This window comes from Streptomyces sp. NPDC048417, from assembly GCF_040651615.1.
Lineage (GTDB): Bacteria > Actinomycetota > Actinomycetes > Streptomycetales > Streptomycetaceae > Streptomyces.
Map to the genome: position 1 here is coordinate 17,969 of NZ_JBEZKI010000007.1, position 23,296 is coordinate 41,264.

The following is a 23,296-nucleotide window of genomic DNA, read 5'->3' on the forward strand; positions in this document are numbered from 1 at the left end:
TGTGGTTCCCCGCGCTCCTTTTGCGTTCGCGGTGTGCGCCTTGGTGTTCGGCTGTTGGTGTGTTGTGGCTGGTCGCGTGGTTCCCCGCGCTCCTTTTGCGTTCGCGGTGTGCGCCTTGGTGTTCGGCTGTTGGTGTGTTGTGGCTGGTCGCGTGGTTCCCCGCGCTCCTTTGCGGCGCTTCCCGCACGGGGTGGCGCTGCCTACGCGGCGTTGTTGCCGGGGACTTGCCGCATGACGTGGGCCGGAGCGCCGACGCCGCGTCGGCAAGCGCGCCCAGGTGGCGGGCGTAGCGTAGGGGACATGACGAAGTACGGCTCCTTCCCCGGCACGCGGCCGCGTCGGCTGCGGACCACCCCCGTCATGCGGCGCATGGTCGCCGAGACCCGGCTGCATCCCGCGGACTTCATCCTCCCGGCGTTCGTGCGCGAGGGCGTCGACGAACCGGTACCGATCGCCGCCATGCCCGGCGTCGTCCAGCACACCCGGGACACCCTGAAGAAGGCGGCCCTGGAGGCCGTCGAGGCGGGGATCTCCGGGATCATGCTGTTCGGGGTGCCGGAGGAGGGCAAGAAGGACGCCCTCGGCACGCCCGGCACCGACCCGGACGGGATTCTCCAGGTCGCGCTGCGGGACGTGCGGGCCGAGGTCGGCGACGAACTGCTCGTGATGTCCGACCTCTGTCTCGACGAGACGGTCGACCACGGGCACTGCGGGGTGCTGGACGCCGAGGGGCGCGTCGACAACGACGCCACCCTGGAGCGGTACGCCGAGATGGCCCAGGTGCAGGCCGACGCGGGCGCCCATGTCGTCGGGCCCAGCGGGATGATGGACGGGCAGATCGGCGTCGTCCGTGACGCCCTCGACCAGATCGGGCGGGAGGACGTCGCGATCCTCGCCTACACCGCCAAGTACGCCTCCGCCTTCTACGGTCCCTTCCGGGAGGCCGTCGGGTCCTCGCTGAAGGGGGACCGGAAGACCTACCAGCAGGACCCGGCCAACGCGCGGGAGTCCCTGCGGGAGCTGGCGCTGGACCTGGAGGAGGGGGCCGACATGGTGATGGTCAAGCCGGCCGGGCCCTACCTGGACATCCTCGCCCGGGTCGCCGACGCCGTGGACGTGCCGGTCGCCGCCTACCAGATCTCCGGCGAGTACTCGATGATCGAGGCCGCCGCCGAGAAGGGCTGGATCGACCGCGACCGGGCCATCCTGGAGACCCTGACCGGCATCAAGCGCGCCGGCGCACAGAACATCCTCACCTACTGGGCGGTCGAGGCCGCGCGGATGCTGGGCTGAACCTCAGGGGCAGGGGCGGTGCCCGCTGTGAGATGTCGCAGTGGGCACGTGCAAGTCGCCCGCGGAGTCGGGTTGTTGGCCCCTGATTCCGGGTTGGGTCGGCGCAGACGCCCATGTCCGGCGACGCGAGTTCGGCAAGGCGCTGCCCGTCGGCAGCCGGGCGGTGCTCAGCCACCTCACCGAGGACCTCGACCCCGGGAACATCCGGGCGGTCCAGCGGGAGCGCACCTCGCGCGGCTTCAGCTTCGTGCTGCGGTCGCGGGCCGAGGCCGAGCGCCTGCTACGCCGACATCAACGACGTCACCGACGCCGACATCAACGTCTACGTCCACGCGGCGCTCGGAGCCAAGGCCCGGGCACCGGCTCACCAGTTGAGGGCGTCGCCGCGGTCCTGCTGCCAGTACGTCACCCGCAGCGAGCTGTCGTAGTACACGCCCTTCGCCGGCAGCGACGGCGTCGCCGAGGCACCGCCGCTGCTGTTCGGGGACATGCCCTGGAAGGCGAGGACCAGCTTGCGGCCGGTCGTACCGCCGTCGCCGCTGCCGTCGGCCGCGGACAGCAGCACGCCCGCGTACCCGGACTCGCCCGGGGCGAGGGTGGTGACCGCCTGCGGATGGGTCTCCTCGGCGGGCTGCGGGACCCACTGCATCTCGTCGAAGCGGAGCACGGGGTAGTAGGTCAGGTAGCAGGTCCTGCTGCCGGTGTTCTTCACCGTGATCAGCATGTGGTTCAGCGGGCGGGAGAGCGGCTGGACGGTGACGGCGGTGTCGGAGCCGTTGCAGAGCACGGGGGTGGACTTGCCGCCGCCCCCGCCCCCGCCCCCGCCGCTCGGCGTCTTCGTGGTCGTGTCGCTCACGGGCGCGGACGTGGATGTGGACGTGGACTTGCCGGTACCCGTTCCGGTACCGGTACCCGTTCCGGTTCCCGTGCCGCCGTCGGCGGTTTCCGAGGGCTTCGGTGCCGATGCCGTCGGCGTCGACGCGGTCGTCGTCGACCGGGACGCTCCCTCGTCTCGCGTGCCCGTTCCGTTCTCACAGGCCGTGAGGGCGAGGGCGGCGACGGCGGCGCCGGTGGCGGCGAGCAGGCGGACACGTCGGGCGGTGCGCATGTCGAATCCTCTTTCGAGTGGTGGCGTGCTTGGATGGCCACAGCCTGTGGGCTGCTCCGTCCCGTCCGCCACAGCCGTCGGACGATCAGGGACGCTGGAACGGCCACACTGGCTTTGACCTGGGAGAACATCCCTTCCCTGGAACGCGGGAACGGGATGCGGGGGACGGAGGAACCGTGTCGGACGGCGCTGCGGGAAGCGGCTTCGCGGAGTTGCTGCGGGAGCTCAAGGACCGCTCGGGACTGAGTTACGGCACGCTCGCCAAGCGGCTGCACATGAGCACCTCGACCCTGCACCGCTACTGCAACGGGGACGCCGTACCGGCGGACTACGCCCCCGTGGAACGCCTCGCCCGGCTCTGCAAGGCCGGCCCCGAGGAACTCGTCGAACTGCATCGGCAGTGGGTACTGGCGGATGCGGGGCGGGGGCGGAAGCCGGCCGAGCCGGAGACGGCGGCCGTGCCGGAGACGGCGGCCGTGCCGGAGAAGGCGGCCGAGGCCGTCGTCACAGCGGAGCCGGAGCCGGAGCTGGAGCCCGCGCAGGAGCCGGAACCGGCGGCGGTGCCGGAGGCGGACGTGGAGGTGGTGGTCGGGCCGGGCGTCGCCCGGCGTGGTCGCCGTGCTCCGCGGCCCGCGCTCCTCGCCGGGATCGCGGTCGTCGTCCTGCTCGCCGCCGTCGCCGCCGCCGTACGGCTGCCTTCCGGCGGGACCGACGAGAAGAACGCGGAGTCAGCGGGCGCCACCACCGCCGCGGCCGGCGCCGCTCCGCACGGCACACACCGCTCCTCCGGGGCGCCGACGGCCACCTCGTCCACCGCCTCGCGGACCCCCTCCGCCGCGTCCTCGGCCCCGGCCGCCGGTCCGGCCGAGGCCACCGCCACGGCCGGCTCCTCGCCCACCGCGCACGACAGCTCGGCCGCGCCCCCGCTCACCGTCAACACCCAGCCCTACAGCTGGGAGAGCCCCTGCTCCCAGCACTACCTGATCCACCGGGCCCCGGCCGACGTGGCGCCGCCGCCTCTGGAGTCCGACGCGACCGCGTGGGTGACCGCGCACCAGGCGGTCTCCTCGGGGGAGCAGTACGTCACCCTGACCGTGCAGGGCACCGGCACCGGGTCCGTGGTGCTGGAGGGGCTCACGGTCCGTACGGCGGAGCGGAGTTCGCCGCTCGCCTGGAACGACTACGCGATGGGATATCCGGGCGTCGGCTGCGGCGGGAACGTACCCACCCGCTCCTTCACCGTCGCCCTGGACGCGATGCGGCCGGCGGTCGTGCCGGAGGCGGGGCACCGGGACTTCCCGTTCAAGGTGAGCGAGTCGGACCCCGAGGTGTTCTACATCAGGGCCGACGCCTCGGCGTACTCCGTGGGCTGGTACCTGGAGCTGTCCTGGTCCAGCGGGTCGCGGCACGGGACGCTGCGGATCGATGACAAGGGGCGGCCGTTCCGCACCAGCGGGAACAACGGGCGGCCCGCCTACGAGTTCCCGCTGGGCGGCGAGGCCTGGCGGACCGCGTCGTCGGCGGGGTGAGACAGGGACGCGGCGGAGGGGCCCTCGTCGCGTACGCCCTCGCCGTCCCGGCAGCCGCCGAGGGCGGTCGCGGCGACCAGCGCCAGGGCGGCCGCCGCCAGGAGACGGCGACGGCCGGCGGCCGGAGTGGGGCGCGTGGCGGACATGCGAGGGCTCCCTTGACGTCGTCGGCGTGCTCGGCGGTGCTCGGCAGGGTCGGCGATCTCGGTGTGCCCTCAGCCTGTGGGGCGGCGGGCCCGGACCGCCAGACCTCACCGTTGATTCGGGACGAGTGAGCCCGGTCCACGGCTCCGACCTGCACGGATCCCACCCCGTGGGACGGAGGGACGGGACGCCCGCGCACCCGGATCCAAGGCCCGGGCGCCCTTCGTCCGTATCGCGGAATCACGGGTGTAGACGGCATCCACCTCTCTAGGCTCCGGCCAAGACGAGGATCAGCCCGAGGAGCCGTCCATGACCGCCACCAGTGCCCCCGCCGCCCTGCCGCCGCTCGCGGCCCGTGCCCGAGCCGTCGGCGGTTCGCCGGTACGGGAGATCCTCGCGGTGACCGCACGCCCCGAGATGATCAACTTCGCGGGCGGGCTGCCGGCCCCCGAACTCTTCGACCGGGAGGGCATCGCGGCCGCCTTCCGGGCGGTGCTGGAGGAGTCGCCGGAACGGGCCCTGCAGTACTCGACGACGGAGGGCGAGCCGACCCTGAGAGACGGACTGGCGGCGCGCGTCACCGCACAGGGCCTGCCCACCGACACCGACGACCTCCTGATCACCACCGGCTCCCAGCAGGCCCTCTCCCTCCTGGCGAGCGCACTGATAGACCCCGGCGACACGGTCCTCGTCGAAAGCCCCTGCTATCTGGCGGCACTTCAGGTCTTCGGGCTGGCCGGCGCCCGGATCCTGCCCGTCCCGGGCGACGCGGACGGCGTCGACCCGGCCGCCCTGGAGGAACTCGTCCGCGCCGAGCGGCCCAAACTCCTCTACCTCGTCCCGACCTTCCAGAACCCCACCGGCCGCACCATGCCCGCTGCCCGCCGCGCCGCCCTCGCCACCACCGCCGCCCGGCACGGCCTGTGGGTCGTCGAGGACGACCCCTACGGCGACCTCCGCTACGACGGCGACCGCGTCCCCTGGATCGCGTCCTTCCCCGGTGCCGCGGACCGGGTGGTCCTGCTCGGCTCCTTCTCCAAGGTGATGGCCCCCGGCCTGCGCCTCGGCTGGCTCCGCGCCCCGGGCGCGCTGCGCCGCGCCTGCGCGGTGGCCAAGCAGGCGGCGGACCTGCACACCCCCACCCTCAACCAGCTCGCCGCCGCCCGGTACCTGGACGTCCTGGACGGCCATGTCGCCAAAGTGCGCGCTGTGTACGGCGCGCGCCGGGACGCCATGCTGGCCGGCCTCGCCGACGCCCTGCCGACCGGCTCCACCTGGAACCGGCCCGAGGGCGGCATGTTCCTCTGGGCCCGGCTCCCGGAGTCGTACGACACCACCGCCCTGCTCCGCCGGGCCGTGGACCACGACGTGGCCTACGTCCCCGGTGAGCCCTTCTACGCCGCCGACCCCGACCGCTCCACCCTGCGGCTGTGCTTCGTGACCCAGACACCCGAGGAGATCGGGGAGGGGCTGCGCAGGCTGGCTGCGGGACTCAGCGGCTGAGGCGGATCAGTCCCCTCGGATCAGTCCCACCGGGTCAGTCCCGTCGGCTCAGTCCCACCAGAAGTGCCACAGCCGCTCGCCGACCAGCTGCTCGGCGTACGACGACAGGGTGTCGTCGGCGCCGGGCAGCACGCTGTACGGGCAGAACGCGTAGTGCTCGGCGGCCACCGCCTCCGCCTCCTCGAGGTCGGCGGGCGGGGCGGCCACGGAGACGGCGAGATGGTCCAGGCCGAGGGCGACCACCCGTATCCCGAAGCGGTCCTCCCAGGAGCGCAGCACCGCGCACAGCCGGGCCACGTCCTCCTCGTAGTTGACCGGCCCGCCCCAGCCGATGGCCGCCGGTATGTCCGCGCTGCGCCGGGCCGACACCAGCGCCAGGTGCGGCTCCTTCAGCCAGGGCCGCCCCAGGCTCAGCGCGTCGGCGACATCGGCGGCCCGCGCGTCCGGGTCGGCGACCAGCGTCGGGGCGAGGGCCAGCCCCGGCCACTCCGCGCCGTCCGGCGGGTCCTCCTCCCAGTAGTCCTCCAGCACCTCGTCGGCGTCGTGGTCCCCGGGGTACGACGTCTCCTCGGGCGCGAAGTCCCAGTCGTCGACCTCGGACACGTCGATGAGCACCGGCAGCAGCCCCGCGCGGGCGGCCGGGGCGCCCAGCGCCGTCCAGGTCCCGGGACCGGCGGGCTGCCCCGCGTACCACAGCAACGGCTGGTGCCACGGGCCGTCGAGGGTCTCGTCCAGCAGGGTGCCGGGCGGGAGTTGGAGCCCCAGGGAACGACCGCTCGGGTCGGTCGCCAGCTTGGGCAGCGGGTTGGGAAGAGTCGCCATGCCACAGACTGTAAGGGCGGCCACTGACAACGGCGTTGGCGCCCACACGAAGCGATCCGGTCAATCCCCGCCGTACCCCTGCGCCACCACCTCCCGCAGGGCCAGACAGCGCCCCGCCGGTTCACCGGCCAGGGCGCACAGCTGCTCCACGGCCGCGCGCGGCGGCAGGGCACGGCCGCCCAGATAGCGCTGCCAGGACGACTTGCTGAACGTCGTCCGCGCCGCCAGCCCAGCCAGACTCAGCCCGGTGCGGTCCCGTAACGCGCGCAGCGCGGCGGGCACCGCCTCCGCGCCGCCGCCCCGGGACGCGACCTCGTGCAGCGCGAGCAGCCCCACCGGATCGCCGCCGCCGAGCCGGGCCAGCGCCGCCACCGCCTCCGGGGGCGGCAGCGAGCGGCCCGCCAGATAGCGCTCCCAGGACTTCGGGCTGTACCCGGTGCGCGACGCCAGCCGGTGCAGACTCAGCCCGCTGCGCTCCTTCAGCCGACGCAGCCGCACGATCAACTGCCGTGAGCACGGCTCCAGTTCGACAGGCAGCGCTTTCCCGTGACGCGACATGAACCCCCCGCTCGTCGTCCCCATCCGGCTGACGGATCGGGCGCGGTGCCCGTATGAGTCCGGCGGTGCCGTCCTGTCGTTCCGTCGCCGCGCACGGCTTTCACGCAGGTCAACTGGTACGGCGTCCCGTCCGGCCGTCACTTGTGGGGGAGCTGTGGCGTCCGCCGTCGTCCGGCCCGCACGCTCGTGTGGATCTGATCTCGCGACCGGAAGAGGAACGCATGCGATCGAACGTTCTGGCCAGGACCCTCGTCAGTGCCGCCGCCGTGGCGGGGCTCGCCGCCGGAAGCCTGGCGGCCGCGGGCACGAGTTTCGCGGCCTCGCAGCCGGCCGCCAAGGCGGCGGTGAGTTCCCGGACCGTCGGCATCCAGGCGGTGAACAACCTCGGCCTGGACACCGCCCACGCCGCCAACTGGCAGTGCTGGATGGCGAGGTGGGGCTACAACCCCGGCACGATCGACGGGCAGCTGGGCACCAACAGCTGGAAGGCGGCTCAGCAGATGTTCAACGACCAGGGCCTCGGCGCCGGCACCGTCGACGGCGTCGTCGGACCGAACACGATCAGGGCGCTGCAGCGCTACCTGAACCAGTACGGCTACAACCTCGACGTCGACGGCGTCGCGGGACCGGCGACCAAGGCCGCCTTCTGGGACTTCAACGCCTACTGCTGAGCCGCCCGGACGGCCCGGACGGCCCGGACCTTCCGGACGGCCCGGACGGCCTCAGAGCCGCTCGGGCGTCCGGATGCCCAGCAGGGCCATGCCCTGGTGGAGGGTGCGGGCCGTCAGGTCGCACAGGAGGAGGCGGTTCTCCACCTGTGCCGGGGTGTCGGCCTTCAGCACCGGGCACTTGTCGTAGAACGACGTGTACAGCGACGCCAGTTGGTACAGGTACGCGGCCAGCTTGTGCGGGGCGTACTCCGCCGCCGCCTCGAAGACCGTGTCGCCGAACGCGTCCAGGTGCAGGCCCAGCGCCCGCTCCGCCGCGTGCAGTTCCAGCTCCGGGTGCGCGGCGGGCCGGACGTCCCCCGCCTTGCGGAGGATCGACTGGATACGGGCGTACGCGTACTGGAGGTAGACGGACGTGTCGCCGTTCAGCGAGACCATCTGGTCCAGGTCGAACTTGTAGTCCCGGCTGGGCGACGTCGACAGGTCCGCGTACTTCACGGCGCCGATGCCGACCTGCTGGGCCCGCTCCTGGATCTCCGCCTCGGTGAGGTCCTGCGCCTTCTCCCGGACGACCTCGGCGGCCCGCTGCACCGCCTCGTCCAGCAGGTCCTCCAGCCGTACGGTCTCGCCCTCACGCGTCTTGAACGGCTTGCCGTCCGCGCCCAGCACCGTGCCGTAGCCCATGTTGTGCGCGGTGACGTCGCCGGTGAGCCAGCCCGCCCGCCGTGCCGCCTCGAAGACCATCTTGAAGTGCAGCGACTGCCGCACGTCCACGACGTAGAGCAGCGAGGTGGCGTGCAGGTCGGTGACCCGGTTGCGGATCGCCGTCAGGTCCGAGGCCGCGTACCCGAAGCCGCCGTCGGCCTTCTGCACGATCAGCGGGACCGGCTGGTCGTCCTTGCCCCGGATGTCGTCGAAGAAGACCACGAGCGCGCCCTCGGAACGGACCGCGACGCCCATCTCCTCCAGGAGGCGGGCCGTCTCCGGCATGCCGTCGTTGTACGCCGACTCGCCGACGATCTCGTCGTCCCGGATCTCCATGTCCAGCTTCTCGAAGACCGAGTAGAAGTAGACCTTCGACTCGTCCACGAACCGCTGCCACAGGTCCAGCGTCTCCTTGTCGCCGGACTGGAGGGCGACCACCCGCTTCCGGGCGCGCTCCTTGAAGCTCTCGTCCGCGTCGAAGACCGCCCGGGAGGCCTTGTAGACCCGGTTCAGGTTCGACATGGCCTGCTCGCCGTCCGTGTCGGTCTCCGCGGACAGCTCGTCCGGGTTCTCGATCAGGTACTGGATGAGCATGCCGAACTGGGTGCCCCAGTCGCCGATGTGGTGCCGGCCGATCGTCTTCTCGCCGGTGAAGTCGAGCATGCCGCGCAGGGCGTCGCCGATCACCGCGGAGCGCAGGTGGCCGACGTGCATCTCCTTGGCGACGTTCGGCTGGGCGTAGTCGATGACCGTGATGCCCGGGTTCGCCTTGGCGGCCACGCCGAGCCGGTCGCCGTCCGCGTACCGCGCGGTCAGGTTCTCGGTGATCGCCTTGTCGGAGAGGGTGATGTTGAGGAAGCCGGGTCCGGAGACCTCGACGTCCTGGATCAGGTCCGCGCCGGTGACGATGTGGGAGACGACCTGCGTCGCCAGCTCCCGGGGGTTGGCCTTGGCCTTCTTGGCGAGGGCGAGGATGCCGTTCGCCTGGAAGTCGGCCCGGTCGCTGCGTCGCAGCAGCGGGTCGACGGCGGCCTCCGGCAGGGTTGCCGAGAGGGCGTCCGCGAGACGCTGATTGACGAGATCGGTGAGCGACGTGACCGAGGCCATGGGGTGGGAGCCGTTCTCCTCGTGGGTGCGGGTAGACGGGACCAGTATTTCACGGGGGGTAAAGGGGTTTTTGCGGCTACGAGCTCGAGGGGGTGTGGTGGGCGGCCGGGTGCGGCGCCGTGGGGGCTGGTCGCGCAGTTCCCCGCGCCCCCGAGGGCGGCTGCGCCCCCAGACGGCGGTCGCGCCCTCAGACGGGGCCGCGGCGGTCGTTGGGAGGGCCTCGGTAACCCGTTTTCGTGGATTCGACCTCGGCTGGGACAATAGAGCGGTCAGCCGTGCGACCGTACCGGCTGTCCCATGTCAGAAAGAAGGACGTGCCGATCGTGGCTCAGAGCACCGAGACCACCGACTGGGTCTCCCGTTTCGCGGATGAGGTCATCGAGGAGTCGGAGCGTCGGGCCCCGGGCAAACCGGTCGTCGTCGCGTCCGGGCTCTCTCCGTCCGGCCCCATCCACCTGGGGAACCTGCGGGAGGTCATGACCCCGCACCTGGTCGCGGACGAGGTCCGACGGCGCGGGCACCAGGTCCGGCACCTGATCTCCTGGGACGACTACGACCGCTACCGCAAGGTGCCGGCCGGTGTCGCCGGGGTAGACGAGTCCTGGGCGGAGCACATCGGCAAGCCGCTCACCTCCGTCCCCGCCCCGAAGGGCTCCGCGTACCCGAACTGGGCCGAGCACTTCAAGGCCGCGATGACCCAGTCGCTGGCCGAGCTGGGCGTGGAGTTCGACGGGATCAGCCAGACCGCCCAGTACACCTCCGGGGTGTACCGGGAGCAGATCCTGCATGCCATGAAGCACCGTGGTGACATCGACGCGATCCTCGACCAGTACCGGACCAAGAAGGCCCCTGCGAAGAAGCAGCAGCAGAAGGCCGTCGACGAGGCCGAGCTGGAGGCGGCGGAGGGCTCGGGCGCGGCCGGCGAGGACGACGGTTCCGCGGGCTCCGCCGGATACTTCCCCTACAAGCCGTACTGCGGCGGCTGCGGGAAGGATCTGACGACCGTCACGTCCTACGACGACGACACCACCGAGCTGACCTACGTCTGCACGGCGTGTGCCTTCACCGAGACCGTCCGGCTGAGCGAGTTCAACCGGGGCAAGCTGGTCTGGAAGGTCGACTGGCCGATGCGCTGGGCGTTCGAGGGCGTCGTCTTCGAGCCGAGCGGTGTCGACCACTCGTCGCCCGGGTCGAGCTTCCAGGTGGGCGGGCAGATCGTCGGGATCTTCGGCGGGGAGCAGCCCATCGGGCCGATGTACGCGTTCGTGGGCATCAGCGGGATGGCGAAGATGTCGTCCTCGCGCGGTGGCGTACCCACGCCCGCCGACGCGCTGAAGATCATGGAGCCGCAGATCCTGCGCTGGCTCTACGCCCGCCGCCGGCCCAACCAGTCCTTCAAGATCGCCTTCGACCAGGAGATCCAGCGGCTCTACGACGAGTGGGACAAGCTGGACACGAAGGTGAGCGAGGGCGCCGCGCTGCCCGCTGACGTCGCCGCGCACGCGCGTGCGGTGGGCACGGCCTCCGGCGAGCTGCCGCGGACCCCGCGGCCGCTGCCGTACCGGACACTGGCGTCGGTCGCCGACATCACCGCCGGGCACGAGGACCAGGCGCTGCGGATCCTCAGCGAGCTGGACCCGGCCAACCCGCTGGGATCGGTGGACGAGGCACGGCCGCGGTACGACAAGGCGGAGGCCTGGATCAACACCCAGGTACCGGCCGACCAGCGCACCATCGTGCGGGACGAGCCGGACGTCGAGCTGCTGAAGTCCCTCGACGAGGCGTCCCGGCAGTCGGTACGGCTGCTGCTCGACGGGCTCTCCGAGCACTGGTCGCTGGACGGGCTGACGCACCTCGTGTACGGCGTGCCCAAGGTGCAGGCCGGGTTCTCCGCCGACGCGACGGCCAAGGAACTGCCGGCCGAGATCAAGACCGCCCAGCGGACGTTCTTCGCGCTGCTCTACCACCTGCTGGTGGGGCGCGACACCGGGCCCCGGCTGCCCACGCTGCTGCTCGCCGTGGGACAGGAGCGGGTGCGGGTCCTGCTCGGGGAGTAAGCGGCACCGGCATGAAGAAGGGGCCCTCTCCGCCGGAGAGGGCCCCTTCTTCATGCCGTGCGCGGCCTACGCGATGTGGTCTTCCTGCAGTTCCGCCGTGTGACGGTTCGTGAAGCGGTTGACCATGCGTTCCGCCTCCCGCTGCGGGAGGGTGATGCCGTACGTCGCCTCCACGTCACCCCGGAACTGGCCCGAACTGGGGTAGCCCCCGTCTATCGACTTCTTGAAGACCAGGTAGAAGTCTTCCTCGGTCGGCTCCGGGGGGCCACCGCCCTCGCCGAGTTCACGGGTGCGGCCGGGGCCGGAGGGGATGGGAAAGCTGCCGGTCGTCTCCGACGCGGACTCCTCGGGCAGCGGCTGCTGCTCCGGCGGGAACTGCTCCTCCGCGAACTGGGCGGGCGCGAACTGCTGCTGCTGCCGGGCCAGTTGCTGCTGGTACTGCTCCTGCTCGTACTGCTGCTGTGCCTGCCAGGCCGCGTACTGCTCCTCGGTGAACTGGGGCTCGAACGTCGGGTCGTAGTCGCCGTGGTACTCGATCTGCTGGGGGTCCCTCGCATGCAGCCAGGGGTTCAGCTCCGGGTCGGGTTCCGGCTCGGGCTCCGGCGCGTAGGCGGGCTGCTCGGCGTTGGGGCCGGGGACCAGCCCGGGGCGCTGCTCGCCGGGAGGTGCGGCCTGCCGCGGGAGGGCGGCCGGAGCGGGCGCGGCGGCAACCGGAGCGGGCGCGGCGGCAGCCGGCGCGGGGGCCGGCAGGAGCGCCGGCAGGTCTATGCCCGCCGCCGCCAGGCCCTCCGGGGCCGTCTGGGCCAGGGGGACGCCGTAGCGGGCCAGCCTCAGGGGCATCAGGGACTCCACCGGGGCCTTGCGGCGCCATGCCCGGCCGAAGCGGGAGCGCAGTCTCGCCTGGTAGACGAGACGTTCCTGCTCCAGCTTGATGACCTGGTCGTAGGAGCGCAGCTCCCACAGCTTCATCCGGCGCCAGAGCAGGAACGTGGGCACCGGGGAGAGCAGCCAGCGGGTGAGGCGGACCCCCTCCATGTGCTTGTCCGCCGTGATGTCCGCGATCCGCCCGATCGCGTGGCGGGCGGCCTCGACCGCGACCACGAACAGGATCGGGATCACCGCGTGCATGCCCACGCCCAGCGGGTCCGGCCAGGCCGCCGCGCCGTTGAAGGCGATCGTCGCGACGGTCAGCAGCCAGGCCGTCTGCCGCAGCAGCGGGAAGGGGATGCGGATCCAGGTCAGCAGCAGGTCCAGGGCGAGCAGGACGCAGATGCCCGCGTCGATGCCGATCGGGAAGACATAGGCGAAGTTCCCGAAGCCCTTCTTGATGGCCAGCTCACGGACGGCCGCGTACGAGCCGGCGAAGCCGATACCGGCGATGATCATCGCACCGGTCACGACCACACCGATGAGAACGCGGTGCATCCGAGTCAGCTGTATTCGCTCGGCCACCCGTACTCCCCTCCCCTTGCATGTTGTTGCGCGCAACAGGGTGGCACATCAGTGCGGCGCGCGTGTTGCCGGTCAGCCCTTCTTGGTTGACGACTTGGAGGGCGACGCACTCGCGGAGGGTGACTTGGAGGGTGACTTGGAGGCCGACTTCGACGGCGTCGCCGCAGGTGAACTCGGCGTCGTGGCGGAGCCGTTGGCCGTCGCGACCGAGGCCACCGCCTCCTTGGCGGCCTTCTCCGCGGACTTCGCGAGAGTGCCCGCGTCCGGGGTTTTCTCCCCGGCCAGACCCGCGCCGTTGTAGTCGACGGTGACGACCACGTTCGCGACCCGTGCCACGACCGTCTGCTGCCGGAAGGCGCCTTCCTTCTTCTTCAGGTCGTAGTGCACGACGGTCGCCTGGTCACCGGTCCCGGTCACCGGCTCCGACTTGGTGTTCTTGGCACCGGTCACGGACTGCGCCTCCTGCACCTGGCTCGCGTAGTACGCCTCGGCCTGCTTCTCGCCGGAGCCGCGGTTGGTGTCCGATGCGAAGCGGAGGAAGGAGATGTTGAGCCAGCGGAACTGCGAGCCCTTGACGCCGTTGTTGTCCAGGCTGCTCCAGGAACAACTGCCCCGCGTGGCCACGTCGTCCGAAGTGCCCTTCTTGCCCGACTTCGCGCCCTTCGGTACGAGTGCGGTGAGCGTCTTCTTCGACGGCACCGCACACGGCTCCGGCAGCTTCTGGTACTTGGCAGCCTGGACGGTCGGCGAAGGGGCGGTGCCGGCGTCGGAGCCGGAGCCGGCGGGGGCGGTGGCCGGGTTGGAGCCGCCGCCCGTCTCCTTCGCGGCGGCGTCGGAGTCCGAGGAACAGGCCGCCGCGAACAGCGCCACGGCGGGGACGGCGGCCGCACAGACGAGGCCGCGGCGCAGGCGCCCTGCCCGTCGCTGTGCGTTCCGCTCGTTCCGGTCGCGCTGGTCGTCTCGCTGGACTGCTACTCGCTGCATGGTTCCTTCACTCATACGTTCGGGGTTCCTGCGGTCGGATCGGGTCCGAGGGGCCACGGTACGCGGTGAGGAAGCTGTGCGGTTTCGGTTCGCGGGCTTTGCGGGCGGGGTGCGGAGGGCGTGCCCGGGCGCTCAGCTGTTGAGGGCCTCGGCCAGCTGGGCGGCCAGATTCTGGGCCCTGTCCTGCAGTTCCTTGCTGTCCGGGACGGTCCCGGTAGTCATCGGCTGCTCCTCGTACTCGATGGTCACCACGACGTTGGACGTGCGGAACACCACAGTCACCGTGCGCTGTTCGGCCGTCGAGCCGGAGCCGCTGAGCTGGTCGTCGAGATACGCCTCGTCGCCGAGGTCGGCGAGGGCGCGGGGCTGGAGGTCGACCGGGGTGGTCGAGGCGGAGGCCGAGGTGGACGCCGACGTGGACGTCGTGGCGGTCGTCGAGGCGGAGGTGCCGGCGGATCCCGAGGGGGACGCGGGCGCGGACCCCGTGTCGGACGGCGTCGGGGTCGGCGTCCCGGACGACGATACGGAGGACGACGCCGACTCGGAGGCGCTCGGGGGCGCGGACTCGGGGATGTCGGCCGCCGACTCCCGCTGCGTGTAGATCGTCTGCGCCTCGTTGTCGTCGCTGACCGCGTTGTCGTAGGACACCACGCGCTCGAAGTCGACGGACAGCCGGTCCGTGGCGTCGGTGGACTCGACCTTCCAGCGGCAGCCGACCTTGCGGTCCGTGTCGTAGGTGAGCGTGGCCGTACCCGCGTACGCCTTGTCGCGCTGCTCCTCGTCGGTGATCTGGGCGATGCCCGGGAGCAGCGAGTCGAGGGTGTCCTGGCTGACCGCGCCGCAGGGCTCGGGGAGGGTGCGGTACTTGCCGGGCTGGGCGGCGACGGTGGCGGTGCCGGTGTCCGCGTTCTTGTCGCTGATGTCGTCGCCACCGCTGGAACCGCTCGTGCAGCCGGCCAGCAGGGCCGCGAGGAGGGCGGCGGTGCCGGTTACGTACGCCTTCCGCTGCACGGTCAGGCTCCTTTCCGTTCACTGGGTCGCTCGGTCCTGCTCCAGTGTCCCCGCTGGTTAATCGCTTGCCGCAGCGGGGCGTCCCCTGGAGACAATGTGTATCGCACGCACTGCCGTGAACGCCGGTCCCAAGTCTGATTTCGGTGACCTTGGCGACGCATTTGCGTTATTCCTTGATTAAGTCTTTTGTCCATTTTGTTTGATTGTCCGCGGGGGAATGAGGAAGCCATGTCGTACGTGGAGATGCCGGGTGCGAAGGTGCCGATCCGGATGTGGACCGACCCGGCGGCGGTCGAGGAGGTGGCGCTGCAGCAGCTGCGCAATGTCGCGACCCTGCCGTGGATCGAGGGCCTGGCGGTCATGCCGGACGTCCACTACGGGAAGGGCGCCACGGTCGGGTCGGTCATCGCCATGCGGGGGGCCGTGTGCCCGGCGGCGGTCGGCGTCGACATCGGCTGCGGGATGTCGGCGGTGAAGACGTCACTGACCGCCAACGACCTGCCGGGGGATCTGTCGCGACTGCGGTCGAAGATCGAGCAGGCGATTCCGGTGGGGCGGGGGATGCACGCGGATCCGGTGGAGCCGGGGGACTTCCACGGGCTGGCGACGGCCGGGTGGGGGGAGTTCTGGGGGCGGTTCGACGGGGTTGCCGATGCGGTCAAATTCCGTCAGGGGCGGGCGCATCAGCAGATGGGAACGCTCGGATCCGGAAATCATTTTGTCGAAGTATGCACAGATGTGGCCGATTCTGTTTGGTTGATGCTGCACTCCGGTTCCCGGAACATCGGCAAGGAACTCGCCGAGCACCACATCGGCGTGGCCCGGAACCTTCCGCACAACCAGGGCCTGGTCGACCGTGACCTCGCCGTCTTCGTCGCGGATACCCCGCAGATGGCGGCGTACGAGCACGATCTCTACTGGGCTCAGGAGTATGCGAAATACAACCGCTCGCTCATGATGGCGCTTCTCAAGGACGTGATCCGCAAGGAGTTCAAGAAGGCCAAGGTCACCTTCGAACCTGAAGTCAGCTGCCACCACAACTACGTGAGTCGCGAGCGGTACGAAGGCATGGACCTGCTCGTGACCCGCAAGGGTGCGATCAGTGCCCAGGCCGGGGAGTACGGCATCATTCCCGGCTCCATGGGCACCGGGTCGTACATCGTGAAGGGCCTCGGCAACGAGAAGTCCTTCAACTCCGCTTCACACGGCGCGGGTCGGCGCATGAGCCGGAACGCGGCCAAGCGGCGCTTCTCGACCAAGGACCTGGAAGAGCAGACGCGGGGGGTGGAGTGCCGCAAGGACTCCGGTGTCGTGGACGAGATCCCGGGCGCGTACAAGTCCATCGACCAGGTCATCGACCAGCAGCGGGACCTGGTGGCGGTAGTGGCGAAGCTGAAGCAGGTCGTCTGCGTCAAGGGATGATCCGCGGACCGCAGCGCAGAGCCCCGGTCGACGAGACCGGGGCTCTGCGCTGCACGCGGTGTGGCTACGTGGTCGTCATTCTCCGCGCCGTCCGGTGCCATGCAGGTACGACTGAGGCTGGTTCGAAGCGGTGTGATCCCTTGGTGCCGGGGAGGATGATCACGGACTCCAGATGATCGTGTGACGCGAGCCTGGGGTGGATGTTCGTGTGGCGATCGGGTGATCGATGAGGTTCGCCCGTGTGGGCTGTCCGGCGCTCACCTGGTGTCTTGTGAGGAGGTCCCGGCGTTCACGCCGGGGAGGAATCGCATCCCGTGACAGCGACGCGGAGCGTCGCCGTATCCGGCCCGTGGGCGCGGAGCGCCACCGTGCTCGCCCGGCGGAGCCGGGTGGAGGCGAACGTGTGTGCCTGCGTTCGCTGATGGGGGTGATCGTGGCGGGAGTTGGGTGTGGGTGTGCGAATCTCGCCCGTACGGTCGTGCGAGGGCAGGGCGGGTGACGGGAACGCGAGCGGGGTGTCGGCGTGGCGGAAGCGGCGGGGACTGATGGCGTGGGCCATGCCCGGTGCACCTACCGGCTGCGTGTGTCGTCTGCTGCCCGCAGTGCCCTGTCGGCGGAGTGGGACCGGTGCCGGTGGACCTGGAACGAATGCGTCGCCAAGTCCAGGGCCGTACACCTGCACAACAAGGCCACCGGGCAGAAGGCCACGTGCGGCCCGGCGCAGCTCGACAGGATGCTGACCGAAGCCCGCGCTCGCACGCCGTGGCTGCGTGAGGGCTCGTCGGTTCCCCAGCAGCAGATCATCCGCGACTTCGGCCGCTCCCGCGCCAAGGCGCACAAGGACATCCGGGAGCGGTTGCCGATGGCGCGCCGGGCCGGGATGCCCAGGCACAAGAAGAAGCGCGAGGCGCTGGCGAGCCTCAACTACACCAAGCGCGGCTTCCGGCTGAAGGACGGCTGTCTGCATCTGGCGGGTGGCATCGTGGTGACGGTGGTGTGGTCGCGGGAACTGCCGGCCGAGCCGTCCTCGGTGCGCGTGTACCAGGACAGCCTCGGGCACTGGTACGCCTCGTTCGTCGTCTCCGCCCAGGCGCAGCCGCTGCCGGAGACCGGCCGCGTGGTCGGCGTGGACTGGGGCGTGAAGGAGACTGCCACCACCACGTCCGACGACCATGATCTGCCTCACGCCGGGCATGGCAGGAAGGCTCAGACAAAGCTGACCCGGTACGACCGTATGATGGCCCGCCGCAGACCGGACAAGGGCCAGCCCGCCTCGAAGGGCTACCGCGAGGCGAAGAGACTGCGTGCGAAGGCGTACAAGAAGGTTGCCCGGCAGAGGCAGGACACTGGCCGTAAGTGGGCCAAGAAGGTTGTCCGCGACCATGACGCTGTCGCCGTCGAGGACTTCAAGCCGAAGTTCCTGGCCAGGACCACCATGGCCCGCAAGGCCGCTGACGCCGCCATCGGCGCCACCAGGACGGCTCTGGTCGAGATGGGCCGCAAACACGGGCGGGACATCCGCCTCGTACACCCCGCGTACACCACGATGGACTGCGCGCACTGCGGAGCGAGAGCCAAGCACGCACTGCCGCTGGGTGAGCGCACCTACACCTGCACCGTGTGCAAGACCGTCTCCCCACGGGACAAGAACTCCGCACACGTGATGCTCGTCCGGGCTGGTCTCAACCCGGCTGGTGCCGATGGTGCAAGACCTCCGGGAGCGCTGCTCCAGGAGGCGGCCTGAGCCAGGAATCCCCTCCCTTCAGGGAGGGGAGGATTCAATTCGCGTGATGGACCGCGTAGATCATCACGAAGGCGAGGAAGTGGATGCCGAAGAGGAAGTAGGCCAGGAAGTACCAGACCTGGCGTTCGTTCCTGGTCTCCTGTGCCAGGCGGCGCTTTTCCAGGTCGTCTTCCAGGGCGGCCGTGGGGTCGGCGTCCGGACGGTCCCCCATCACAGGTCCCGGTGGACCTTGGAGTTGGAGGCCTGGGCGCGGGGGCGTACCACCAGGAGGTCGATGTTGACGTGGCTGGGGCGGGTCACCGTCCAGGTGATCGTGTCCGCCACGTCCTCGGCCGTCAGGGGCTCGGCGACGCCCTGGTAGACCTTCGCCGCCTTCTCCTCGTCGCCGCCGAAGCGGGTCAGCGCGAACTCGTCGGTCTTGACCATGCCGGGGGCGACCTCGATGACGCGGACCGGCTTGCCGACGATCTCCAGGCGGAGTGTCTCGGCGAGGACGTGGGCGCCGTGCTTGGCGGCGACATAGCCGGCGCCGCCCTCGTAGGTGCCGTGGCCGGCGGTCGAGGAGACGACGACCACCGTGCCGTCGCCGCTCGCCTCCAGCCGGGGCAGCAGGGCCTGGGTGAGGTTGAGGGTGCCGATGACGTTCGTCTCGTACATCGTGCGCCAGTCGGCCGGGTCGCCGGTGGCCACCGGGTCGGCGCCGAGGGCTCCGCCGGCGTTGTTCACGAGGACGGCGACCGTCTTGAAGGCGGTCGCGAACTCGTCCACGGCCGCGCGGTCCGTCACGTCCAGCGGGTAGGCGGTCGCCTGGTGGCCGGCCTCGTTGATCTCCTTGGCCAGCGCCTCGATGCGGTCCTCGCGGCGGGCGGTGAGGACCACGCGGTAGCCGGCAGCGGCGAGCTGTCGGGCGGTCGCGGCGCCGATTCCGCTGCTCGCACCGGTGACGACGGCGATGCGGGAGGCGGCGGACGGTGCGGTGGCCATGCGGTGCTCCTGATTGCTCGGTGGGCGTCGGCTCCTTCCAGCGTAGGCGAGGGTCAGCCGCCGCTCCTCGGCGCCCACATGATCACTGCCATGCCCGCCAGGCAGATCGCCGCGCCCGTGAGGTCCCAGCGGTCCGGGCGGTAACCGTCGGCGACGACGCCCCACAGGATCGAGCCCGCGACGAAGATTCCGCCGTATGCCGCCAGGATGCGGCCGAAGTGGGCGTCCGGCTGGAACGTGGCGACGAAGCCGTAGGCGCCGAGGGAGAGGATCCCGCCGGCGATCCAGAGCCAGCCCCGGTGCTCCCGTACGCCCTGCCAGACCAGCCAGGCGCCGCCGATCTCGAAGAAGGCGGCGACGACGAACAGGGCGGCGGAGCGGAGGATCAGCATGTCCGCAGACTGCCATGGCGTCCGGCTGTCACCTGTTGGAGGGCGCCTGCGCCGGGGTCCGGGTGGCATACATCCGTACGAACGCCGGAGACGGACGGGATGGACGGATGGACGGGACGGGTGGCATGGCGATGCGTCGTTGCGGGCTTGCGGTGGTCGGGGCGGTGACGGTGGGCGCGCTGGTGGTCGGGGCGGGCGGTACCGCGTGGGCCGGGGACGCCGATCTCGAGGTGCACGGGTCGGTCGTGATGAGCGGGGACCTGGTGGAGGTCCGGGTGACGCCGCGCAACCTCGGGCCGGACACCGTGTCCGACGCCACCGTGCGGTTCAGCTGGTCGGCGGCGCTGGCGGACACGCAGCAGCTGCCGGCCGCCTGCGCCCGCTCCGGCGACCGGGAGGTGGTGTGCGCCACCGGGCCGCTGGCCGTGGACCTGCCCGGCGAGCAGCTGGTGGTTCCGGTACGGCTGCGGGCGCGGCCGTCGGAGGTGACGCTGGAGGTCGACGTGGCGTGGGGCGGCGGCGCGGTGGACCACGACCGTACGAACGACAGGCAACGGGTGCTGGTGCTGGCGACCGGGGATCCGTACGCCTTCTGACCGGAACGCCAGGACGGCCCCTGGCTAGGTCGTGCCGAAGGTCACCCGGTAGTAGCAGGCGCCCTTGCAGGGCATGGTCGCCGCGTCGTCGAAGGCGTACGAGTAGGCGTACGGCGCGGCCCGCTTGAAGACCTGGGTGTAGTCGACGGGCCACTTGGCGGGGACGCAGTTGTCGCGGCCCGCCCAGGCGCCGCGGCAGCAGTACGTGTCGCCGCCGAACGCCGCGCACGGCGGCTTGCAGCCGATCTCCCGGCCGCCGGAGAGGGCCTGCATCGCCTTGGGGCAGTCGATCTCGGTGGTGCAGGCGCCGTGGTAGCAGCCCGTGGAGCTGACCGGGTCGGTGGTCGTGCTGTGGGAGATGTTGATGTACATGGGCAGGTTGGCGCCGTCGACCATGCTGACGTCGTAGAAGTCCATGCCCGCGTACGCGTCGAAGGTGAACTCGCCGAGGGTGGTGGGTGGGTTGGGGCCGGTGCAGACGCTGGTGCAGTCGCCGGAGGCGCAGGGGCCCGCGGCGGTGCCGATGCATCCGGTACGGCCCCAGATGCGGCCGCCCCAGTTGTTGGCCACGGTCAGCGAGAGGCTCTGGCCGGGGGCGAGTCTGCGGCCCGCGGGGTAGACGGCGGTGTTGGTGACGATCGCCCAGACCGGTTGCGCGGTCCGGTTGACGACCGTGATCAGACGCCGGCCGGCCGGGGCCGACGCCGGGGCATGCTGGTGCGGCGCGGCGGCCGGCTTCCGGGCGGTCGTGGCCGACGGCTTGGCCGAGCGGGACGGGGACGCGGCGGGGGATGCGGAGGAGGAGGGGGGCCCACTGCGGCCGGCGGAAGGCGCGGGCGAGGTGGCCGGCGGTGTGGACGGGGCGGCTGCGGCCGTCCGGCGGGCCGGTGTGCCCGCGGTGTCGGTTCCGGGTGACGGTGTCCACGCGCCGTAGGTGATCAGTACGGTGGCCGCCGTCGCGAGGGCCGCGGCCGCCGCGGGGGCGTACCACCAGCGGCGTCGCGGGGGTCTCGCGCCGTGTCTTCTGCGTCCTCGTGCCATCCTCGGGCCTTCCTCGGGCGGTGCCGGATGTGTGCCTGCCTCTCGGTGACCTCGTGCGCGGCGGCCGTACAACATAAATTGCGGACTCGAACAGGTTTCGACGTCGACCCGCCGGTTTTTCTGTTGTCCCCGTGGGCCTCGGGAGGTCTCCACACCACAAGCCGGTCCGACAGCCGGTACCGAGGCCGGTCCCAGAGCCGGATCCCTGCGCGGAGGAACAGACCCACATGATCGAGAACCATCGGAGGGGGCCCGATCCCGGCCTGGTGACGGCCGCGCGCGCGGGTGACGGGCGGGCCCTGGAGCAGCTGGTGACCGATTGCCTGCCGCTGGTCTACAACATCGTCGGCCGGGCCCTGAACGGTCATGCCGATGTCGACGACGTCGTACAGGAGACGCTGTTGCGCATGGTGCGCGGGCTGCCGAAGCTGCGGGATCCGTCGGCGTTCCGGTCCTGGCTGGTCGCGATCACGATCAGGCAGGTGCGCAACCGGGAGAGCCTGCGGGCCACCGACCGCGACCGCAGGGCGCGGCTGGAGGACGCGGAGGTGCTGGCCGACCCCGACCTGGACTTCGCCGGGCTGACCATCCTGCGGCTGGGCCTGACCGAGCAGCGCCGGGAGATCGCCGAGGCGACGCGCTGGCTCGATCCGGACGATCAGGAACTGCTGTCCCTGTGGTGGCTGGAGGAGACCGGTGAGCTGGAGCGCGCCGAGCTGGCCGGTGCGCTGGGGCTGTCCGACCGGCATGCCGCCGTGCGGGTGCAGCGCATGAAGAAGCAGATGGAGGTCGCGCGGTGTGTGGTGCGCGGGCTGGGCGCCGAACCGCGCTGTGCCCTGCTGGACGAGATCGCCGCGCCGTGGGACGGCACGCCGGGTTCCCTGTGGCGTAAGCGATTCGCCCGTCACATACGTGACTGTGGGGAGTGCGCGGGCCTGGAGCGGGGGCTGTTGCCGATGGACCGGTTGCTGGGCGGTCTGCCGCTGGTGGCCGTGCCGGCCGGTCTCGATCCGGCGCGGGTGCTCGCCCATGTCACAGCGTCTTCCGGTACTTCCGGTACTTCCGGTTCTTCCAGTACGTCCGGTGCTCCTCGCGGGCGGCACGGGCATGCGGGCAGGCGGGCCCGGCGGGCCCGGCGGGCGGTGAGCAAGCCTGTCGTGGTCGGTGGCTCGGCGGCGGTCGCGGTCGTGGCGGTGGCCGCGCTGGTCGCGGCCCGGCTGACGGCCGGTCCGTCGGCCCCGGTGGACCAGACGGCTCCGCGTCCGTCGGCGCCGGTGGCCGTCACCTCCCCGAGCTCCACGCACTCGCCCTCCCCGTCGCCTTCCCCGTCCCGCAAGCCGAGTGCGTCCCCGAGCCGGTCGGTGAAGCCCACTCCGTCCCCGCGCGCCGCGGCCCCCGTGCAGGTCGCCTCCAGTGCCCGCAAGGGTGTCGGGGTGTGGTCGTTCAACGGGGTGAGCCAGGCGCTGGCCGCGAGCGGGGCGAGCTGGTACTACACCTGGAACACCCAGCACCAGGGCGTGACGACCCCGGGTTCGGCCTCCTTCGTGCCCATGGCCTGGGGCGCCGCCTCCGTGACCGACGCGTCGCTCGCGCAGGCCCGGGCGCAGGGGCCGTACCTGCTGGGGTTCAACGAACCCGACATGGCGCAGCAGTCGAACATGACGGTCGAGCAGGCGCTGGAGCTGTGGCCCAGGCTGATGGGGGCCGGCAAGGTGCTGGGCAGCCCGGCGGTGGCGTACGGCGCGGACACGGCCGGTGGCTGGCTGGACCGGTTCATGTCCGGGGCGAAGGCGAAGGGGTACCGGGTCGACTTCATCGCGCTGCACTGGTACGGCGGCGACTTCCGCACCCCGCAGGCCGTGCAGCAGCTGACGTCGTATCTGGCTTCGGTGTACGAGCGGTACCACAAGCCGATCTGGCTCACCGAGTACGCCCTGATCGACTTCTCGCAGGGGACGCGGTTCCCGTCCGCGCGGCAGCAGGCGGACTTCGTCACCGCGTCCGCGAAGGCACTGGACGCGCTGCCGTACCTCCAGCGTTACGCGTGGTTCGGCCTGGGCGCGGACCCGTCGAAGCCGAGCAGCGGGCTGTTCACCAGCGGTACGGCGGCAACGGCGGCGGGCCGGGCCTTCCAGGCGGCGCGCTGAGCGGAGGGGGCCGGTGCGACCGCCGTGCG

Annotated in this window: 20 protein-coding genes and 3 pseudogenes; 10 read left to right on the forward strand and 13 right to left on the reverse strand. The window is 71.3% G+C overall.

Annotated elements, in window-relative coordinates:
- The first annotated feature begins 300 nt into the window (after positions 1 to 300).
- On the forward strand, positions 301 to 1,293 hold the full coding sequence (gene hemB, locus AB0D59_RS12740) for a porphobilinogen synthase (RefSeq protein WP_362564216.1): 993 nt from the start codon (positions 301 to 303) through the stop codon (positions 1,291 to 1,293).
- Between the two features lie 139 nt (positions 1,294 to 1,432).
- A pseudogene (locus tag AB0D59_RS12745) lies at positions 1,433 to 1,643 on the forward strand (SAM-dependent methyltransferase); the annotation flags it as partial.
- Between the two features lie 14 nt (positions 1,644 to 1,657).
- Here AB0D59_RS12745 and AB0D59_RS12750 read toward each other — a convergent pair.
- A complete protein-coding gene (locus AB0D59_RS12750) occupies positions 1,658 to 2,401 on the reverse strand; it encodes a DUF4232 domain-containing protein (protein WP_362564218.1) in 744 nt (247 codons plus the stop codon).
- 156 nt (positions 2,402 to 2,557) lie between these two features.
- Between AB0D59_RS12750 and AB0D59_RS12755 the strand changes: the two are divergent.
- A pseudogene (locus tag AB0D59_RS12755) lies at positions 2,558 to 3,930 on the forward strand (helix-turn-helix domain-containing protein).
- On the opposite strand, the gene AB0D59_RS12760 reads toward AB0D59_RS12755, so the two are convergent.
- On the reverse strand, positions 3,876 to 4,076 hold the full coding sequence (locus AB0D59_RS12760) for a hypothetical protein (protein ID WP_362564220.1): 201 nt from the start codon (positions 4,074 to 4,076) through the stop codon (positions 3,876 to 3,878). The pseudogene AB0D59_RS12755 and the gene AB0D59_RS12760 sit on opposite strands and share 55 nt — an antisense overlap.
- 307 nt (positions 4,077 to 4,383) lie before the next feature.
- On the opposite strand from AB0D59_RS12760, the gene AB0D59_RS12765 reads away from it, so the two are divergent.
- Positions 4,384 to 5,577, forward strand: coding sequence for a PLP-dependent aminotransferase family protein (locus AB0D59_RS12765; protein ID WP_362564221.1), 1,194 nt, complete (start codon positions 4,384 to 4,386; stop codon positions 5,575 to 5,577).
- Between the two features lie 48 nt (positions 5,578 to 5,625).
- Here AB0D59_RS12765 and AB0D59_RS12770 read toward each other — a convergent pair whose 3' ends face one another.
- From AB0D59_RS12770 to AB0D59_RS12780, 3 genes and pseudogenes are all read right to left on the reverse strand, one after another.
- Positions 5,626 to 6,399, reverse strand: coding sequence for a DUF4253 domain-containing protein (locus tag AB0D59_RS12770; RefSeq protein WP_362564222.1), 774 nt, complete (start codon positions 6,397 to 6,399; stop codon positions 5,626 to 5,628).
- Positions 6,400 to 6,459: 60 nt separating this feature from the next.
- On the reverse strand, positions 6,460 to 6,681 hold the full coding sequence (locus tag AB0D59_RS12775) for a helix-turn-helix transcriptional regulator (RefSeq protein WP_362564652.1): 222 nt from the start codon (positions 6,679 to 6,681) through the stop codon (positions 6,460 to 6,462).
- A gap of 21 nt (positions 6,682 to 6,702) precedes the next feature.
- Positions 6,703 to 6,957, reverse strand: a pseudogene (locus tag AB0D59_RS12780) (helix-turn-helix transcriptional regulator); the annotation flags it as partial.
- A gap of 221 nt (positions 6,958 to 7,178) precedes the next feature.
- Between AB0D59_RS12780 and AB0D59_RS12785 the strand changes: the two are divergent.
- Positions 7,179 to 7,628, forward strand: a complete 450-nt coding sequence (locus AB0D59_RS12785; protein ID WP_362564224.1) for a peptidoglycan-binding domain-containing protein — start codon at positions 7,179 to 7,181, stop codon at positions 7,626 to 7,628.
- A gap of 51 nt (positions 7,629 to 7,679) precedes the next feature.
- On the opposite strand, the gene argS is transcribed toward AB0D59_RS12785, so the two are convergent.
- Complete coding sequence (gene argS, locus AB0D59_RS12790; RefSeq protein WP_362564226.1) at positions 7,680 to 9,437, reverse strand: arginine--tRNA ligase; 1,758 nt, start codon at positions 9,435 to 9,437, stop codon at positions 7,680 to 7,682.
- A gap of 314 nt (positions 9,438 to 9,751) precedes the next feature.
- Between argS and lysS the strand changes: the two genes are divergently transcribed.
- A complete protein-coding gene (gene lysS / locus AB0D59_RS12795; RefSeq protein ID WP_362564228.1) occupies positions 9,752 to 11,494 on the forward strand; it encodes a lysine--tRNA ligase in 1,743 nt (580 codons plus the stop codon).
- A gap of 66 nt (positions 11,495 to 11,560) precedes the next feature.
- On the opposite strand, the gene AB0D59_RS12800 is transcribed toward lysS, so the two are convergent.
- From AB0D59_RS12800 to AB0D59_RS12810, 3 genes are all read right to left on the reverse strand, one after another.
- Positions 11,561 to 12,919, reverse strand: a complete 1,359-nt coding sequence (locus AB0D59_RS12800; protein ID WP_362564229.1) for a DUF2637 domain-containing protein — start codon at positions 12,917 to 12,919, stop codon at positions 11,561 to 11,563.
- Between the two features lie 99 nt (positions 12,920 to 13,018).
- Entirely contained in the window at positions 13,019 to 13,930 is a 912-nt protein-coding gene (locus tag AB0D59_RS12805; RefSeq protein WP_362564231.1) for a DUF3558 domain-containing protein, read from the reverse strand.
- A 132-nt stretch (positions 13,931 to 14,062) separates the two neighbouring features.
- The gene (locus tag AB0D59_RS12810) at positions 14,063 to 14,941 is read right to left on the reverse strand and encodes a DUF3558 domain-containing protein (RefSeq protein WP_362564233.1); all 879 of its coding nucleotides are present in this window, start codon (positions 14,939 to 14,941) and stop codon (positions 14,063 to 14,065) included.
- A 228-nt stretch (positions 14,942 to 15,169) separates the two neighbouring features.
- On the opposite strand from AB0D59_RS12810, the gene AB0D59_RS12815 reads away from it, so the two are divergent.
- Entirely contained in the window at positions 15,170 to 16,363 is a 1,194-nt protein-coding gene (locus tag AB0D59_RS12815) for an RtcB family protein (protein ID WP_362564235.1), read from the forward strand.
- Positions 16,364 to 16,886: 523 nt separating this feature from the next.
- Positions 16,887 to 18,107, forward strand: coding sequence for a transposase (locus AB0D59_RS12820; protein WP_362564236.1), 1,221 nt, complete (start codon positions 16,887 to 16,889; stop codon positions 18,105 to 18,107).
- A 34-nt stretch (positions 18,108 to 18,141) separates the two neighbouring features.
- Here the strand turns inward: AB0D59_RS12820 and AB0D59_RS12825 are convergent, their stop codons facing one another.
- From AB0D59_RS12825 to AB0D59_RS12835, 3 genes are read right to left on the reverse strand one after another with little or no spacing between them, the layout of a single operon-like run.
- Positions 18,142 to 18,318 (reverse strand): hypothetical protein, encoded by a 177-nt coding sequence (locus tag AB0D59_RS12825; RefSeq protein WP_362564238.1) that lies wholly within the window; start codon positions 18,316 to 18,318, stop codon positions 18,142 to 18,144.
- Positions 18,318 to 19,091, reverse strand: a complete 774-nt coding sequence (locus tag AB0D59_RS12830; RefSeq protein ID WP_362564239.1) for an SDR family NAD(P)-dependent oxidoreductase — start codon at positions 19,089 to 19,091, stop codon at positions 18,318 to 18,320. The genes AB0D59_RS12825 and AB0D59_RS12830 overlap by 1 nt, the downstream gene beginning before the upstream one ends.
- 53 nt (positions 19,092 to 19,144) lie before the next feature.
- Positions 19,145 to 19,483 carry a YnfA family protein gene (locus AB0D59_RS12835; RefSeq protein ID WP_362564241.1) on the reverse strand — a complete coding sequence of 113 codons (339 nt, stop codon included), beginning with the start codon at positions 19,481 to 19,483 and terminating at the stop codon, positions 19,145 to 19,147.
- A gap of 125 nt (positions 19,484 to 19,608) precedes the next feature.
- On the opposite strand from AB0D59_RS12835, the gene AB0D59_RS12840 reads away from it, so the two are divergent.
- Complete coding sequence (locus tag AB0D59_RS12840) at positions 19,609 to 20,079, forward strand: hypothetical protein (RefSeq protein WP_362564243.1); 471 nt, start codon at positions 19,609 to 19,611, stop codon at positions 20,077 to 20,079.
- Positions 20,080 to 20,103: 24 nt separating this feature from the next.
- Here the strand turns inward: AB0D59_RS12840 and AB0D59_RS12845 are convergent, their stop codons facing one another.
- Positions 20,104 to 21,120, reverse strand: coding sequence for a thaumatin family protein (locus AB0D59_RS12845; RefSeq protein WP_362564244.1), 1,017 nt, complete (start codon positions 21,118 to 21,120; stop codon positions 20,104 to 20,106).
- A gap of 227 nt (positions 21,121 to 21,347) precedes the next feature.
- Here AB0D59_RS12845 and AB0D59_RS12850 point away from each other — a divergent pair, with 227 nt between their 5' ends.
- Positions 21,348 to 23,267: a sigma-70 family RNA polymerase sigma factor gene (locus AB0D59_RS12850; protein ID WP_362564246.1), complete on the forward strand. Its 1,920-nt coding sequence runs from the start codon at positions 21,348 to 21,350 to the stop codon at positions 23,265 to 23,267.
- The last annotated feature ends 29 nt before the right edge of the window (positions 23,268 to 23,296 follow it).

What these genes read in the sequence shown, in the direction of transcription:
- AB0D59_RS12760 (WP_362564220.1), bottom strand. Translation starts at nt 4,076, where the DNA reads ATGTCCGCCACGCGCCCCACTCCGGCCGCCGGCCGTCGCCGTCTCCTG.
- AB0D59_RS12750 (WP_362564218.1), bottom strand. Translation starts at nt 2,401, where the DNA reads ATGCGCACCGCCCGACGTGTCCGCCTGCTCGCCGCCACCGGCGCCGCC.
- AB0D59_RS12845 (WP_362564244.1), bottom strand. Translation starts at nt 21,120, where the DNA reads ATGGCACGAGGACGCAGAAGACACGGCGCGAGACCCCCGCGACGCCGC.
- AB0D59_RS12850 (WP_362564246.1), top strand. Translation starts at nt 21,348, where the DNA reads ATGATCGAGAACCATCGGAGGGGGCCCGATCCCGGCCTGGTGACGGCC.
- hemB (WP_362564216.1), top strand. Translation starts at nt 301, where the DNA reads ATGACGAAGTACGGCTCCTTCCCCGGCACGCGGCCGCGTCGGCTGCGG.
- AB0D59_RS12765 (WP_362564221.1), top strand. Translation starts at nt 4,384, where the DNA reads ATGACCGCCACCAGTGCCCCCGCCGCCCTGCCGCCGCTCGCGGCCCGT.
- AB0D59_RS12840 (WP_362564243.1), top strand. Translation starts at nt 19,609, where the DNA reads ATGGCGATGCGTCGTTGCGGGCTTGCGGTGGTCGGGGCGGTGACGGTG.
- AB0D59_RS12830 (WP_362564239.1), bottom strand. Translation starts at nt 19,091, where the DNA reads ATGGCCACCGCACCGTCCGCCGCCTCCCGCATCGCCGTCGTCACCGGT.
- AB0D59_RS12815 (WP_362564235.1), top strand. Translation starts at nt 15,170, where the DNA reads ATGTCGTACGTGGAGATGCCGGGTGCGAAGGTGCCGATCCGGATGTGG.
- AB0D59_RS12785 (WP_362564224.1), top strand. Translation starts at nt 7,179, where the DNA reads ATGCGATCGAACGTTCTGGCCAGGACCCTCGTCAGTGCCGCCGCCGTG.
- AB0D59_RS12800 (WP_362564229.1), bottom strand. Translation starts at nt 12,919, where the DNA reads ATGCACCGCGTTCTCATCGGTGTGGTCGTGACCGGTGCGATGATCATC.
- AB0D59_RS12835 (WP_362564241.1), bottom strand. Translation starts at nt 19,483, where the DNA reads ATGCTGATCCTCCGCTCCGCCGCCCTGTTCGTCGTCGCCGCCTTCTTC.
- AB0D59_RS12805 (WP_362564231.1), bottom strand. Translation starts at nt 13,930, where the DNA reads ATGCAGCGAGTAGCAGTCCAGCGAGACGACCAGCGCGACCGGAACGAG.
- AB0D59_RS12770 (WP_362564222.1), bottom strand. Translation starts at nt 6,399, where the DNA reads ATGGCGACTCTTCCCAACCCGCTGCCCAAGCTGGCGACCGACCCGAGC.
- argS (WP_362564226.1), bottom strand. Translation starts at nt 9,437, where the DNA reads ATGGCCTCGGTCACGTCGCTCACCGATCTCGTCAATCAGCGTCTCGCG.
- AB0D59_RS12825 (WP_362564238.1), bottom strand. Translation starts at nt 18,318, where the DNA reads ATGGGGGACCGTCCGGACGCCGACCCCACGGCCGCCCTGGAAGACGAC.